General features: G+C 68.8%; 13 protein-coding genes and 1 pseudogene. 4 read left to right on the top strand and 10 right to left on the bottom strand.

The window, feature by feature from the left end; all coding sequences use genetic code 11:
- Positions 1–8 precede the first annotated feature (8 nt).
- Together QA861_RS13405 and QA861_RS13400 are read left to right on the top strand one after the other, a co-directional pair.
- Positions 9–1,034 carry an ATP-dependent 6-phosphofructokinase gene (locus QA861_RS13405; protein ID WP_334588560.1) on the top strand — a complete coding sequence of 342 codons (1,026 nt, stop codon included), beginning with the start codon at positions 9–11 and terminating at the stop codon, positions 1,032–1,034.
- A 168-nt stretch (positions 1,035–1,202) separates the two neighbouring features.
- On the top strand, positions 1,203–1,724 hold the full coding sequence (locus QA861_RS13400; RefSeq protein ID WP_334590544.1) for a nitroreductase family protein: 522 nt from the start codon (positions 1,203–1,205) through the stop codon (positions 1,722–1,724).
- Positions 1,725–1,824: 100 nt separating this feature from the next.
- On the opposite strand, the gene QA861_RS13395 is transcribed toward QA861_RS13400, so the two are convergent.
- Entirely contained in the window at positions 1,825–2,460 is a 636-nt protein-coding gene (locus tag QA861_RS13395; RefSeq protein WP_334588559.1) for an MBL fold metallo-hydrolase, read from the bottom strand.
- 357 nt (positions 2,461–2,817) lie between these two features.
- Entirely contained in the window at positions 2,818–3,507 is a 690-nt protein-coding gene (locus QA861_RS13390) for a helix-turn-helix domain-containing protein (RefSeq protein ID WP_334588558.1), read from the bottom strand.
- A 478-nt stretch (positions 3,508–3,985) separates the two neighbouring features.
- On the opposite strand from QA861_RS13390, the gene QA861_RS13385 reads away from it, so the two are divergent.
- Positions 3,986–4,453, top strand: a complete 468-nt coding sequence (locus QA861_RS13385) for a PPOX class F420-dependent oxidoreductase (protein WP_334590543.1) — start codon at positions 3,986–3,988, stop codon at positions 4,451–4,453.
- Positions 4,454–4,469: 16 nt separating this feature from the next.
- Here the strand turns inward: QA861_RS13385 and QA861_RS13380 are convergent, their stop codons facing one another.
- The 6 genes from QA861_RS13380 to QA861_RS13355 all read right to left on the bottom strand — a co-directional run bounded on the left by QA861_RS13380 (position 4,470) and on the right by QA861_RS13355 (position 11,089).
- Positions 4,470–4,676, bottom strand: coding sequence for a hypothetical protein (locus QA861_RS13380; protein ID WP_334590542.1), 207 nt, complete (start codon positions 4,674–4,676; stop codon positions 4,470–4,472).
- 111 nt (positions 4,677–4,787) lie between these two features.
- Positions 4,788–6,710 (bottom strand): tetratricopeptide repeat protein, encoded by a 1,923-nt coding sequence (locus QA861_RS13375; protein WP_443041554.1) that lies wholly within the window; start codon positions 6,708–6,710, stop codon positions 4,788–4,790.
- Between the two features lie 190 nt (positions 6,711–6,900).
- Positions 6,901–7,782: a 5'-methylthioadenosine/S-adenosylhomocysteine nucleosidase family protein gene (locus QA861_RS13370; protein ID WP_334588556.1), complete on the bottom strand. Its 882-nt coding sequence runs from the start codon at positions 7,780–7,782 to the stop codon at positions 6,901–6,903.
- A 127-nt stretch (positions 7,783–7,909) separates the two neighbouring features.
- The gene (locus QA861_RS13365) at positions 7,910–8,737 is read right to left on the bottom strand and encodes a carbohydrate ABC transporter permease (RefSeq protein WP_334590541.1); all 828 of its coding nucleotides are present in this window, start codon (positions 8,735–8,737) and stop codon (positions 7,910–7,912) included.
- Positions 8,738–8,771: 34 nt separating this feature from the next.
- Positions 8,772–9,656, bottom strand: coding sequence for a carbohydrate ABC transporter permease (locus QA861_RS13360; RefSeq protein ID WP_334588555.1), 885 nt, complete (start codon positions 9,654–9,656; stop codon positions 8,772–8,774).
- Between the two features lie 32 nt (positions 9,657–9,688).
- Positions 9,689–11,089: an extracellular solute-binding protein gene (locus QA861_RS13355; RefSeq protein WP_334588554.1), complete on the bottom strand. Its 1,401-nt coding sequence runs from the start codon at positions 11,087–11,089 to the stop codon at positions 9,689–9,691.
- Positions 11,090–11,220: 131 nt separating this feature from the next.
- Between QA861_RS13355 and QA861_RS13350 the strand changes: the two are divergent.
- Positions 11,221–11,757: pseudogene (locus QA861_RS13350) on the top strand (hypothetical protein); the annotation flags it as partial.
- 10 nt (positions 11,758–11,767) lie between these two features.
- Here QA861_RS13350 and QA861_RS13345 read toward each other — a convergent pair.
- On the bottom strand, positions 11,768–12,484 hold the full coding sequence (locus tag QA861_RS13345; RefSeq protein WP_334588553.1) for a response regulator: 717 nt from the start codon (positions 12,482–12,484) through the stop codon (positions 11,768–11,770).
- The gene (locus tag QA861_RS13340; protein WP_334588552.1) at positions 12,481–14,250 is read right to left on the bottom strand and encodes a sensor histidine kinase; all 1,770 of its coding nucleotides are present in this window, start codon (positions 14,248–14,250) and stop codon (positions 12,481–12,483) included. The genes QA861_RS13345 and QA861_RS13340 overlap by 4 nt, the downstream gene beginning before the upstream one ends.
- Positions 14,251–14,327: the final 77 nt, after the last annotated feature.

Here is a 14,327-nt window from a genome sequence, read left to right as displayed (position 1 = left end):
ACAGCACGATGCGTATCGGAGTTCTCACCGCAGGCGGCGACTGCCCCGGCCTGAACGCAGTGATCCGGTCGGTCGTCCACCGGGCGGTCACGCAGTACGACGACGAGGTCATCGGCTTCGAGGACGGTTACGCGGGGCTGCTCGACGGCCGCTACCGCGCCCTCGACCTCGACGACGTCAGCGGCATCCTCGCCCGCGGCGGCACCATCCTCGGCTCCTCCCGCCTGCAGCGCGACCGGCTGCGCGAGGCCTGCGAGAACGCCTCCGACATGATCCACGAGTTCGGCATCGACGCGCTGATCCCGATCGGCGGCGAGGGCACCCTGACGGCGGCGAGGATGCTGAGCGACGCGGGCCTGCCGGTCGTCGGCGTCCCGAAGACGATCGACAACGACATCTCGTCGACGGACCGTACGTTCGGCTTCGACACGGCGGTGGGTGTCGCGACGGAGGCGATGGACCGCCTCAAGACCACCGCCGAGTCGCATCAGCGCGTGATGGTCGTCGAGGTCATGGGCCGGCACGCCGGCTGGATCGCCCTGGAGTCCGGCATGGCGGCCGGCGCCCACGGCATCTGCCTCCCCGAGCGACCCTTCGACCCCGCGCTACTCGTGAAGATGGTCGAGGAGCGGTTCGCGCGCGGCAAGAAGTTCGCCGTCATCTGCGTCGCCGAGGGCGCGCACCCCGCCGAGGGCAGCATGGACTACGGCCACGGCGCAATCGACCAGTTCGGCCACGAGCGCTTCCAGGGCATCGGTACGGCACTGGCGTACGAGCTGGAACGACGGCTCGGCAAGGAGGCCAAGCCGGTCATCCTGGGCCACATCCAGCGCGGCGGCACGCCCACCGCGTACGACCGCGTCCTCGCGACCCGGTTCGGCTGGCACGCGGTGGAGGCCGCGCACCAGGGCCAGTTCGGGCGGATGACGGCACTGCGCGGGACGGACGTGGTGATGGTGCCGCTGGCGGAGGCGGTCATGGAACTGAAGACGGTCCCGAAGGACCGGATGGACGAGGCGGAGTCGGTTTTCTAGTGCGGTGACCGAGTTTTCGGTGCTGTGACCGAGAGGGCCCGCCGGATTGGCGGATTGCCGGGTCGGTTTCTGTGCGCGACCACGGTCTCTGCTGGAATACGGCAGGTCGGTGGTCGGTTGCACCGGGACGTGCGACGCGATCTGGAACCGACCGGCGGTATCCATCCTCTGTTGGCAGGACGGTTCAGCCCCTACAAGTTCGACCCGTCGGCCACCGTCGACGACCACACTCTCAGCCTGCTGCTGGAAGCCGCGCGGTGGGCGCCGTCAGCCGGGAACTCCCAGCCTTGGGGGTTCTTCACGAGTCGGCCCGGTGAGCCGGAGCACGAGCGCGTGGTGCGCCACCTCGCGCCCAGCTCGGCCCGGTGGGCGACGGACGCGTCCCTGCTCGTCGTCGCCCTGGCACACCGCCACGTCGGTGACACGCAGTTGCTGTACTCCGAGTTCGCGGACTACGACCTCGGCCAGGCCGTCGCCCACCTGACAGTCCAGGCCCAGGCGATGGGGCTGGACGCCCACCAGTTCCGGGCGTTCGACCTGGAAGGCCTCACCGAGGAACTGCGCCCGAACCGGGGATGGGTGATCGTCTCCATGATCGCGCTCGGCAAGGCCGCCGGAGGGCCGCCGGTGAGCCGCGACCGGCGCAGCATCGCCGACCTGCGTGCCGCTCCCTGGTCGCTGTCGGAGTAGGGCGCGTGCCGGAGCAGGTTCCGGGTACGACGTCGGCCTACGAGGCCTACGGGCGATCGGCGCCGGGGCCTCTGACCGCGCACCATGTGACCTGGCTCCGCTACGAGCTGTTGTCCGTCACGAAGCGCAGGTACCGTTCCGCGGAACGTCGGACCGCGGCCGCCCCGTCGGCGCTGACCACGCGTCCCCAGAACGCGCCGTAGATGCGTTCGAACGCGAAAGGCTCGACCAGCTCAAGCGCGCGGCGGATGGTGCTCGGTCGCTCCGGGATGAAGTTGGGGATGCTGTACATGAAGCTGACCCAACGCCGGTCCATCACCACCATGAAAATGTCGCCGCTGAACAGCGCGCCGCGCCCCTCCGGGTCGTCCGCCCAGTGCAGCACGGTGCCTCCGGCGAAGTGCGTGCCCGCGTTGATCAGCGTCATGCCGGGCGCGATCTCGTGGGTGTCGCCCGTCCAGTACTCGATCACGGGATCGGGCCGCGCGACCCAGTCGCGGTCCGCCGCATGGACGTACACCGGAACGTCGAAGGCCCGGCCCCACTCGGTCATCACGCCGTAGAAGTGCGGATGGCTGACGGCGATCGCGCTGATCCCACCCAGTTCCTCGATCTCGGCGGCAAGGTCGTCATCGAGGTAGCCCACGCAGTCCCACAGCACATTGCCGGACGGTGAGCGGATCAGCAGCGCGCGCTGGCCGACAGCCACCGACGGCACCGCACCGACCCCGATCACACCGGGTCCCTCCTCGTTGAGCCGACCGCGACGGCCGCTGGCGCTCAACTCGGCCAACGAGGTCCACTGTTGGCCCTCCCAACCGACGTACTGCCGCTCGTCCAGGCAGATCGGGCAATCAGCCCGCGGCGCCCCGTACTGAACGCCGCAAGTACTGCAGATGGGAAGCCGCACACCCGTGACCGGCGCGACCCGCTTGGCAGAGGACACCAGGACCTACCTCTCCATCAACTCACCACTTGATCATTATTTGAGCGATGCCGACATCAACAGCCGAGGCGGTGGGCCTCTTCCCGAAGCGGACGCGGCTCGACGAGACAATCGCTGAAACAGTTCTCCCGCTGCTGCCTGTGGGTTTCAGGGGGCGCTGCTCTCGACCCTCGCCCAGAAGTGCTCCACGATCCGGTCGAGGAAGTCGCGTCCGATGCGGCTCGCCTCGGTCGTTGCGGAGCCGTCCGCCCAGGTCAGGGTGGCGGCCATCTGCCCCTGGTAGTAGCGGTGCAGCTCCTGGAGGGTGCTCTCCAGGACGCGCCGGTTCAGCGGCACCATCTTGTTGACGGGACGGACGTACGCCTGCCAGCGCGTCGTGACCGCGCTGCGCAGCAGGCCGGCGAGCCTGCCGTCGAGGCCGGTGAGGGTGATGAAGTCGGGGGGCGGGAGTTCGAGCACCTCGGCGAGAATCGCGGACTGCCGCTCGCTGCCGCGCCACTCGCCGCTCTCCTCCATCCGTGCGTAGACGAGGAGTTCGAGCCCGACGGCCCGGGCGACGTCCTCGGCGCTGAGTCCCCGTGCGGCCCGGTGCTCGCGCAAGGTGTGCGGGCGGCCCATGAGTTCGCAGGGCGAACACCACAACACCCCTGCGAGAGCGGCTAGTTCATGCGCGCCGGGAGCCATGATGTTGCGTTCCCAGGCGATCACGTGGTCGGGCGTGATGTACGGCAGCCCGTACGACACCCGCATCCCGTACGCGACGTGTTCGGGGCCCATTCCGAGGGCCGTACGGAGTCTGCGGGCGGCGTGGGCGTCGAAGGGCGGGGTCGGCGGCATGGGCGGTGGGGACGGAACTGAGGGTCGGCGCACGCGCCACAAGCTAGGGGCGCCGGGCGACGATGACTACGTTCTGTTCGGCCACAATCACGGATTGTATGAAGCTACGGGTGGGCGGGGGTTCCGGGGGTGATGCGGGCGGTACGCCGAGGCGACTGAAGGCTGGGGGGTGACGCCTGGGCGGCGACTCGGCCGGAGTTCTCCGCGGCGGCGAATCATGCGAACGGCAAGGTGGCGGGGCATATGCGCGCGTGTCTGTCGGTCGTGTGTGCGGCGTCGGGGTGCTTCGGGGTGGCGGGGGCCGTCGAGCGTGAGGGCGTGCGTCGAAGGCCCGTGCGGTACGGTCGGGGGCTCGGCTGGGCGGGTAACTGGCCGGTACTGGCGAGTAGTTGCGGCGCGATCCTTGCGGTGCGGGGGTGGCGGACACGGTGAGGCCGGGTGGGCGGCTTCGGAGGGCGGTGGTCGCGTGAGCGGCGAGATGGAGCAGGGGCAAGGGGTAGCGGCAGGGGTGCGGAAGGTGGAGGGGCATATACGGGAGCGGCTGCTGGCCCCGAACTTCTGGCACCTCGCTACGGTCGGCGCCGACGGCATGCCGCAGGTGTCGCCGATGTGGGTGGACATGGAGGGCGATCACGTCATGGTCAACACGGCCATCGGCCGCGTGAAGGAGGAGAACCTCCGCCGCAACCCGAACGTCTCCCTCTCCCACCACGACCCCGAGAACCCGTACGACCGTGCGGAGATCCGGGGGCGCGTGGTGCGGTTCGTGGAGGGCGAGGAGGCGGAACGTTCCATGGACCGGCTCACCCGGAAGTACATCGGCGAGGACAGGTATCCGTGGCTGCTGCCGGGGGAGCGACGCGTGATGCTGCTCATCGAGGTGACGCGGGTGCGGCGGGTTGTGGGGGTGGAGCCGTTCCGGCCCGGGGTGCTGCCTGAGGTGTAGGCGGGGCCGGGCGCCGTCAGAGGAGGTGGTCTGCTTTGCCGTCCTTGATGTCCTGGATGAGGGTGCGGAGAGCGTCTCGGGTGTCGGTGAGGTAGGTGTCTTCCTGGCCGGCGATGGCGATGTAGGCGTTGCCGGTGGGGTCGGTGCCTATGCGGAAGCAGTTGGCGCCTTCGGCGCAGTAGGGCTCTTCCCAGGTGATGTCGGGCTTGGTGACTCTCCTCAGAGTTGCTGTGCGATGGCGTGAATGAGGTCGCGCGAGTCCTGGGTGCTGAGGGCGTGGGTGAGGCGCCGTCATCCCCGCTTGGCTGTGGCTTGCGCTAAGCGGAGGGGGGCGTCATTCCCAGCCCCAATTGGCGGCACGGGTTCGAGCTAGGGCGGCTTGGTCGGGGGCGTCAGCTCGGTCAAAGACGTCAGCTGCCTTGAGCCAGTACGTGCGGGCCTTCGCAGGGTCGTAGCCTGCACTGTGGGCGGCGGCCAGGTTTCCAAGTGTCTGACCCATCCGGTAGAGGTCTCCGAGCTCTTCGTGAATCTCCAGCGCCCTGTGAAATGCCTCTGTCTCTTCCCCCACTCGACCTGCCTCCCACAGGACCAGGCCGAGGTTGTTCCATGCAAGGGCTTCACGGTGGCGATCACCAGCGTCCTGGTACAGGTCCCGGGCGCGTGTGAGGTCGTCGATGGCCATCTCTGCCTGGCCTGCTTCCTCAAGGTTTCGAGTGTTGCCGAGGCTGTTCCACGCATCGGCCTCGCCGAGACGGTCTCCGCTTTTCTGACTCAGGTCACGAGCGCGAGTCAGTACATCGATCGCGTCCTCTGCCCTGTCCGCATGTCGCAGAGCGATCCCCAGGCCGTTGCAGGCTACGGCCTGGCCGAGATGGTCCCCCGCATCCCGGTAGAGATCGTGGGCGCGGGTGAGGGCGTCGATCGCCTTCTGCGTGCGGCCCGTGCTTCGTAGGGCGTTGCCGAGATCGTTCAGCGCCCAAGCCTCGCCGAGGTGGTCCCCGATGCGGTTGGCCGCCTCCTGCGCGGCTCCGCTCACCGATATCCAGTCGTCGTAGTGCCGCCGCCACAGCAGGTACTCGGCCAGATGCACGGCCAATCGCAGCGCCGATTTGGCGTGCTGCTCCTCCCGAGCCCACTGCATGGCCGAGACCAGACCCGCCCGCTCGCCGTCCATCCACGTCAACGCCTGTATTCGGTGAGCGAACTGTTCTGCATCCGAATTGCCTGGTCGGGACCGCAGCCGCGCATCGGCCGCCCCTGCCCAGCGGCAGTAGAACCCCAGGAGTCGCTTGCGAGCTGACTGTCCTTCCATCGCCAACCCGACATCACTGGCCACTACGCCCGCCATGAATACGCGCACCAAGTCATGCAATCGCCACTTCTCGACGGATTTCGAACCATCGCCTACCCGTACTGGTGAGACAAGGTGGGTGGCAGCCAATTCCTCCAGGAGGGTCAGGGTCGTGTCCGTGTCGAGGCCGGCCAGGGCGGCTACCGCCTCGGGGGTGGTCTCTGCGGCCGGAGCCAGGGACAGGAATCGGAGCAGGCGGGCCTGGTCGGCTGGGAGGCGGCGGTACGAGGTTTCCAGGACCGGGCGCAGGGCCAGGGAGCGCCCGTATTGATCTGTACCGTTGGTGCCGTTGTCGAGTATGGCCATGGCGTCGCCGGCCTTCTCGATCTCGGTGACCAGCCAGGCGATGTCGCGGTGGAGAGGTTTGCGCAGCATCGCCGCGGCGATCAGGAGTGCGAGTGGCAAGTGGCCGCAGAGAGAGGTCAGTTCGCGCAGAGCCTCGGGTTCGCGAGTTGGGCGGTCGTCGCGCTCGTCGGCGTCGTGCAGAGCGCGGGTGATGAGCGCGGCTGAGTCGTCCGGCGGCAGCGATTCCAGATTGATGAGGCGAACGGGGAGAGAGTCGGGGCGGTCGCGCGAGGTGATCAGGACTTGGTGGCCGTCCACGCCGGGCAGCAGGGGCAGGTACTGGGCTGGGTCGGAGGCGTTGTCCAGAATCAGCAGCATGCGGTGCTGCCGGTCCGCCAGGAGGGTGCTGAACATGTCGTACTGGCGTGCTGCCGTCGGCGGCAGATCCGGGCCCGGAACGCCTAGTGCGTCGAGCAGGGCTTGGACTGCCTGTTCGGCGGTGACAGGGTTGTCGTCGTAGCCACGGAGATCGACGAAGAGGGTCCCACCGGGGAACCAGCCCTTAGCGCGGGCTTGGTGGGCCGCCTCGATCGCCAACGCCGTTTTGCCAATGCCGCCCATGCCGGTGGCGCAGATGAGGAGAGGGCGCGCGGCGGCACCGGCCGGGTCGGGTTCCAGGCGGGGCAGCAGGCGGTCCAATTCGGCCGAACGGCCGGTGAAGCCCAGCGGACGGGGCGGGAGCGTGGCCGTCGCGACCGGGACCGGGCCGTGGGAGTGGCCCGCGCCGAGCCCGCCGGGTCCCGTCTCCGGGCTATCGCCCGTCCTCGTCGCCGGGACGGTGTCCGACGAACTTCGCGACGAAGGAGCCGTTGAACGTGCTCTTTCGGAAGTCGTAGTGGTCCCCACCGTATGTCTCGCCGCGAAAGGGACCCTCCCGGGGATCGGTGGCTGCCTGGCCGGGTACCGGCTTCGGGTCCAGCTCGCGGAGGATGGCGACGGCCGCGGCTGCCGCGTTCGCTGCTGCCCGGGGTTGCGAACCCGTCTCGTCGTCACCGGACTTGTTCGGGTCGGCCTTGTCGCTGATGCCCCGGATGATCAAAGCGCCCGCCTCACCGGCGAGATGGACGGCCTGGGTCACGCCGGAACTCTCCATCTCGATGGCGGCGGCGTCGTTGTAGTGCGTGTGGATGTGCTCGGCGAGCTCGGACTTCCTGTCCGCGAGGACCACGTCGCCCACGGCGATCGGTTTGAAGTACGTCTGGAAGTCCGTCGTATCGCCCAGTGCCTCCTTGGCCGCCTGTTCCAGGCGGTGCGAGGCCCGCCACGCCTCCGGGCGGACCAGGAAACCGTCGGGGGTCTGCTTACCGCCGTGGATCGAGTACACCTTGGTCGCGATCACGACGTCACCGATCCCGATGTCGTCCTTGAGACCGCCCGCGACACCGACGAGCAGTACGGCCTCGGGGTCGAGCCAGGTCAGCACGCGCTCGGTGAGTGTGGCTGCGGTGAGTGTGCCCTCGCCCATGTTGATGACGGCTACCTGCCAAGGCGAGTCCGGGAGTTGGCCCAGCTTGGCCTTTGTTCCGTAGCGCGGGTGGGTGAGCGTCTCGACGTCCGTGAGATGGGCCCGCACCGCGTTGTACTCCAGCGACAGCGCGGTGAGGACGGCCACGGTTCTCTTTGTCTCCGGCACCCTTCTACGGTACTTGGCGGACGCACGTCGATGTCACGCGATGCCCGAAGGCGACACGAGGACGGGGGACGGGGGACGGTGCGGGGCGCGGGTGACCGCGCCTGCCTCCACGCTGTAGTCCCCTGGATCACCCCTTGACAGCCCCACCCAAAGCAAACCCCCCACCCACCCGCCTCGCCACCAGCACATACAGCAAAATCACCGGCGTCGAGTAGATAGCCGAGAACGCGGCCAACTGCCCATAGACAACCGTCCCCCGATTCCCGAAGAAGTCGTTGATACTCACGCTCGCCGGCATCTGGTCCGGTGTGAGCAGCAGCATGAACGGGACGAAGAAGTTGCCCCACATCATCACGAACGAGAACACCGTCACCACGGCCACCCCCGGACCCATCAGCGGCAGCACGATCCGTATCAGGGACTGGAACGACGATGCCCCGTCCGTCCACGCCGCCTCCTCCAGTTCCCTCGGGACTCCGTCCATGAAGTTCTTCATCAGCCAGACGGCGAACGGGAGTTGGGAAGCCGCGAAGAAGAAGATCGTGCCCTGCATGGTGTCGATCAGGTTCACCCGCACGAAGAGCGCGTACACCGGCACCATGATCGCCGTGATGGGGAGACAGGTTGCGAACAGAATCGTCAGCAGGAACGGGCGATTGAAACGCGACCGGAACCGCGACAGCGGATACGCCGCCAGCGCCGCGCACACCACCGTCAGCAGCGTGCCGCCCCCGCACAGGATCAGGCTGTTGAGCAGGGGCGTGAAGGTGATCTCGTCCGTCAGTACCGCGTCGAAGTTCCCGAACGTCAGACTGTCCGGGACTCTCACCCGCAGGTCCGCGTGCGGGTCCAGCGCCGACAGGACCACCCACGCAAGGGGGAGTACGAAGGCCGCCGCGACGGTCAGGAGGCCCGCGTCGGCTGCCAAGCGGCGGTTCGTGCGGCGGGATTTCATCGTCACCCCCCTCACCGTCGTGACGCCGGGCATCTCACACCTCCGTCCGTAGCAGCCGCATGTACACCAGCGAGAACAGTGAGCCGACCACCAGCAACAGCAGTGCCACCGCCGTGCCGTAGCCGATCATGCTTTTCTGGAAGGCCTGTTCGTACATGAAGAGGGGGAGCGTCTGGCTCCGATTCCCTGGGCCGCCCCTCGTCATCACCCAGATCAGCCCGAAGACCGACAGGGTCTGCAGCGTGTTGAGCATCAGGTTCGTGCCGATCGAGCGGCGGATCATCGGGAGCGTGATGTGCCACATCCGGCGCCAGCCGCCCGCGCCGTCGACCTCCGCCGCCTCTGTGATCTCCTTCGGGATCTCGTTCAGCGCCGCCGAGTACACCAGCATCGAGAACGCCGTACCCCGCCACACGTTCGCGAACGACACCGCCAGGATCGGCAGCGTGAACAGCCAGTTCTGGGACGGGAGATGGAGCCAGTCCAGGATGGCGTTGAGGGTGCCCTCCCTTCGGAAGAAGGCGTACAGCAGGAAGCCCGCCACCACCTCCGGCAGCACCCACGCCGTGATCACGATCCCGCCCACCAGCGTCCGCACCGGCTTCGACGCGCGCTGCATCAGCGACGCCAGCGCCAGCCCCAGGGTGTTCTGGCCGATCAGGGACGAGATGACCGTGAACACGAGCGTCAGCCATACGGCGTTCAGGAACGCCTTGTCCTTGAACGCCGTACGGAAGTTCTCGAAGCCGACGAAGGAGGATGCGGCCTGGCCCGTCAACTGCAGGTCGGTGAACGCGATGTAGGCGCAGTACGCGATCGGGCCGGCGAGGAAGAGGAGAAGCAGGATCACCGCCGGTGCGACCGGAAGGGCACGGGCCAGTGTCCGGGTCAGCGTTTTGGACAGGGAGCGACTGGTCACACTTGCCCCGGCGCCCACACCTGTACTCGCACTCACCGTTTCTCTACCACCTGGTCGTCCGTCGCCGACTTCAGTGCCTCGTCGTACGCGCTCGCCGCCTCCGCTACCGATGCGTCGCCCGTCGTCACGCCCTCCATCGCCTCCTGGACGGCCGTCGAGACCTTCGGGTACGCCGGATACGCCGGGCGGTAGTGCGTGCTCGCGACCAGGTCCGTGAAGAACTTGATGCCGGGCTGGGCGTCGACGTAGGCCGGGTCCGCCGCTACGTCCTTGCGGACGGCGATGCCCGAGTTGGCGATGTACCACTTCTGGGCGTTCGCCTTCGTCTGCATCGCCTTGATGAACTCGAACGACAGGTCAGGGTTGTTCGCCTTCGCCGGGATCGCCCAGGTCCAGCCGCCCGACATGCTCACCTTGCCCGGCGCCTGGCCGTGCTGGGTCGGCATCGCCGCCAGGCCCAGCTTCGTCGACCACTCGGGCCATTCGTGGCCGCTGCCCGGCAGCCAGTCCTGGGGGAGCCAGGAGCCGTCGAGGTTGATGCCCAGCTTGCCCTGGGGAAGCCACTCGCCCCGGGCGCGGGTGGCCACGTTGGGGTCCAGCGCGTCCGACACGTCCGGGCCCAGCTTCTCCTTGTACACCGTCTCGACGAACGTCAACGTGTCCTTGAAGGCCTGGCTCCCCGCGATCCACTTCTTCGACGAGCCGTCGTACAGGGGGTCCGAAGCCGCCGAGCCCTCCGTTCCGTACAGCAGCATCTCGAAGCCCTGCATCGTGGCCGCCTCGCCCACCGGTTTGCCCGTGTAGACGTTCAGGGGGATGACGTCCGGGACCTTCTCCTTGATCGCGCGGGCGGCGGACAGCACCTCGTCCCACGTCTTCGGCTGCCAGGCCTCCGGAAGCCCGGCCTTCTTGAAGATGCCCTTGTCGAACCACAACCCCCGTGTGTCCGTGCCGTCCGGGACGCCGTACGTCTTGCCGTCCTCGGCCCTGGCCGCCGTCTTCGCCGTGTCGATGAACTGGTTCCAGTCCGGCCACTTGGCGAGATAGGCGTCCAGCGGCTTCAAGTACCCGCTGGTGATGTCCGAGTTGATGAGGAACGTGTCCTCGTAGACCAGGTCGGGGGCCGTCTTGGGGGAGCGGAGCATCTGCTGGACCTTGGTGTAGTACTCCGAGTCCGGGGCCTTGATCGGGACCAACTCGACCTTCTTGCCCGGGTTGGCCTTCTCGAACTGCTTCTTGATGTCCGCCAGGTACTCGTCCATCACCTTGACCGAGTTGTCGGTCGACTGCTTGAACGAGATCTTCACCGTGTCCGGATCACTTCCGGAGCCGCCGCCGCACGCGGTGAGGGAGCCGGCGGCGAGGGTGAGGGTGGCGGTAAAGAGCAGGGAGAATGGTGCAGTTGGGCGGGCGGCGGTGGGGCGCACGAGCACGACCTCCTACTGGCTTGGAAAGCCTGTACGGCTGCCTCGCGAACGTAAGAGGAGTGGTCTAGTCAGGTCAATGACCCTGCAGCGTCTACCGTTTGCCTTGTACGGGCATCGAAGATCACGGGAGGAAGAGCGTGCCGGAATCACCGGGAACAGACGTCACCCTGGGGCAGCTCCTGCTCGCCGAGTACACGACCCTCAAGGACGAGCAGAAGTCCCGCATCGGATTCCGCGACAACCTCCTCTACGTCACCCTCACCGTCGTCGCCGCCGTCATCGCGGCCGCCGCGCAGGCCAGGCAGCCCGTCATGCTGCTCGCGCTCCCGCCCGTGTGTGTCGTCCTCGGCTGGACCTACCTCATCAACGACGAGAAGATCTCCGCGATCGGGGCGTATGTGCGGGGCGAGTTGGGGCCTCGGCTCGCCCAACTCGCCCAGGTCGAGGCGGCCTTCGGCTGGGAGTCGGCGCACCGGTCCGATGCCCGGCGCCGATCCCGCAAGGCCGTTCAACTCGCCGTGGATCTCCTCGCGTTCTGCGTCGTCCCGCTCGCCGGACTCGCCCTCTACTGGGGCTCGCATGACACCGGCGGCCCGGGGCTGCTCGTGCTCTCCGTCATCGAGGCGCTCGGCGTCGCCGGGCTCGCCGCCCAGGTGGTGGGATACGCCCGCCCCCATGTGACCCCTACTGCCCCCGCACCCACCGGTACTGCAACTCCGGCCGCCCCACCTGCCCGTACTGGGGGCTCCGCGCCGCCCGTCCCGCCTCCACCAGGTGTTCCAGGTAGCGCCGGGCCGTGATGCGCGAGATGCCGACCTCCTCGGCGACCCCGGCCGCGGTGAGCCCTTCGGCGCTGGCCCGGAGGGTCACCGTGACCCGTTCCAGGGTGGGGGCGCTCAGGCCCTTGGGGAGCGCGGCGGGGCCCGGGGCGCGCAGGGTCGCCAGCGCGCGGTCGACCTCGTCCTGGCCGCTCGCCTCGCCCGCCGACGCGTGGAACTCCGCGTACCGCACCAGCCGGTCCCGGAGGGTCGCGAAGGTGAACGGCTTCAGTACGTACTGCACGACCCCCAGCGAGACCCCCTCCCGGACCACCGCCAGGTCCCGCGCGGACGTCACCGCTATCACGTCCGCGTGGTAGCCCGCCGCCCGCAGCGAGCGGGCCAGTTGCAGCCCGTGTCCGTCGGGGAGGTGGAAGTCGAGCAGAAGCAGGTCCACCGGCGTACGGTCCAGCGCGCGCCGCGCCTCCGCGCCCGTGTGCGCCTTGCCCACGACCGTGAACCCGGGCACCCGGCCCACGTACATGACGTGCGCGTCGGCGGCGACCGGGTCGTCCTCCACGACGAGGACGCGGATGGGGTCGGTCGTCGTGTCCCTGCGCGGGGTGTCTCTCGGGTCGGTCATACGTCGCCTCCAGGCAAGGCGGGCTCGGCGGGCTCGGCGTGCTCAGTCGGCTCGGTCGGCGCGGCCGGTTCAGTGGGCTCGGCGGGGGCGCGGCGCCCCGAAGCGTTCGCCGAGCCCGAAGCCGTCACGGGCGCCGGCACCTTGGGCAACGGCAGCCGTACCTCGAACTCCGCCCCGCCGCACGCCGCCTCGGCCACCGTCAGTGTCCCCTCGTGCCGGGCCACCGCCTGGCGTACGAGCGCAAGCCCGAGACCCCGGCCGCCCGGCCCCGCCGGTTTGGTCGTGAAGCCCCGCTGGAAGACCGCCTCCGTGTGGGCCGGGTCGACTCCCGCGCCCGTGTCCGAGACCCGCAGGACCAGCAGGGAGTCCTCCGTCAGGGCCGTCACCGTCACCCGGGAGGGCCCCAGACCGCTCTCCGCGCTTCCCTGCGCCGCGTCCACCGCGTTGTCGATGAGGTTGCCCAGAATGGTGACCAGGTCGCGGGCCGGGAGTGTGTCGGGGAGGAGACCGTCGTCGAGGCTGCTGTCCTCCGACACCACCAGCTCCACGCCCCGCTCGTTCGCCTGCGCCGTCTTGCCGAGCAGTAGCGCGGCCAGCACCGGTTCGCTGACCGCCGCGACCACCTGGTCGGTGAGCGCCTGGGCCAGTTCCAGTTCGGCGGTCGCGAAGTCCACGGCCTCCTCCGCCCGGCCCAGCTCGATCAGGGAGACGACGGTGTGCAAACGGTTCGCCGCCTCGTGCGCCTGTGAGCGCAGGGCCTGCGTGAAACCCCGCTCGGAGTCCAATTCGCCCATCAGGGACTGGAGTTCCGTCACATCGCGCAGGGTGACGACCGTGCCACGGCGCTCGCCGCTCGACACCGTGGAGGTGTTGACGACCAGGACCCGGTCGGCGGTCAGATGCACCTCGTCGACGCGCGGCTCGGCCGACAGCAGCGCGCCCGTCAGCGGCGCGGGCAGCCCCAGCTCGGCCACCGACCGGCCGACGACCTCGCCCTCGTCGGTGACGCCCAGCAGCTCCCGCCCGCCGTCGTTCATCAGCGCCACCCTGTACTGCCCGTCGAGCATCAGCAGCCCCTCGCGTACGGCGTGCAGGGCGGCCTGGTGGTAGTCGTGCATGCGGCTCAGCTCGGCCGCGTTCATCCCGTGGGTGTGGCGGCGCAGGCGCGCGTTGACGACGTACGTGCCGATCGCGCCCAGCGCCAGCGCGCCCGCCGCGACCCCGAACAGTGCCGTGACCTGGTCCTGGACCCGGGCGCTTATCTCCTCGACCCGGATACCCGCGCTGACCAGCCCGATGATCTCGCTGTTGGCGCCCCCGGCGTGGATCGGCGTGACCGCGCGGACCGACGGGCCGAGGGTGCCGGAGAAGACCTCCGTGAACGACTCGCCGCGCAACGCGCGCTCCCGGTGCCCGAGGAAGCGCTGACCGATCTGCTCCTTGTCGGGGTGGGTCCAGCGGATGCCGTCGGGGTTCATGATCGTGACGAAGTCGACGTCTGTGTGGTGCTGCACCTGGAGGGCGTACGGCTGGAGCAGGGTCGTCGGCTTCGGGGCGGTCAGGATCGCCTCCCGCACCGAGGGGGCGTCCGCGACGGAACGGGCCACGGCCATCGCCTGGCGGCCCGCGGCGTCCTCGGCCTGGCTGCGGTCGCTGAGGTACGTGAACAGCGCACATCCGGCCACCACGACCGCGATCAGCACTGCCTGCATGGCGAACAGCTGAGCGGCCAGGCTGCGGGGTCCGGGAACGCGGGGGAAGCGCATGGTGTCAGTCTGCCTCTCCTTATAAGCGTGAACTAAATGAACGGAAGGGTGACCGCCCTCACAGGGCGGGGGATAGT

The organism is Streptomyces sp. B21-083 (assembly GCF_036898825.1).
In the GTDB taxonomy this organism is placed as follows: Bacteria; Actinomycetota; Actinomycetes; order Streptomycetales; family Streptomycetaceae; genus Streptomyces.
This window is presented reverse-complemented; position numbering and strand designations above follow the sequence as displayed.

What these genes read in the sequence shown, in the direction of transcription:
- QA861_RS13405 (WP_334588560.1), top strand. Translation starts at nt 9, where the DNA reads ATGCGTATCGGAGTTCTCACCGCAGGCGGCGACTGCCCCGGCCTGAAC.
- QA861_RS13365 (WP_334590541.1), bottom strand. Translation starts at nt 8,737, where the DNA reads ATGAAATCCCGCCGCACGAACCGCCGCTTGGCAGCCGACGCGGGCCTC.
- QA861_RS13340 (WP_334588552.1), bottom strand. Translation starts at nt 14,250, where the DNA reads ATGCGCTTCCCCCGCGTTCCCGGACCCCGCAGCCTGGCCGCTCAGCTG.
- QA861_RS13390 (WP_334588558.1), bottom strand. Translation starts at nt 3,507, where the DNA reads ATGCCGCCGACCCCGCCCTTCGACGCCCACGCCGCCCGCAGACTCCGT.
- QA861_RS13385 (WP_334590543.1), top strand. Translation starts at nt 3,986, where the DNA reads ATGGAGCAGGGGCAAGGGGTAGCGGCAGGGGTGCGGAAGGTGGAGGGG.
- QA861_RS13345 (WP_334588553.1), bottom strand. Translation starts at nt 12,484, where the DNA reads ATGACCGACCCGAGAGACACCCCGCGCAGGGACACGACGACCGACCCC.
- QA861_RS13375 (WP_443041554.1), bottom strand. Translation starts at nt 6,710, where the DNA reads ATGGGCGGCATTGGCAAAACGGCGTTGGCGATCGAGGCGGCCCACCAA.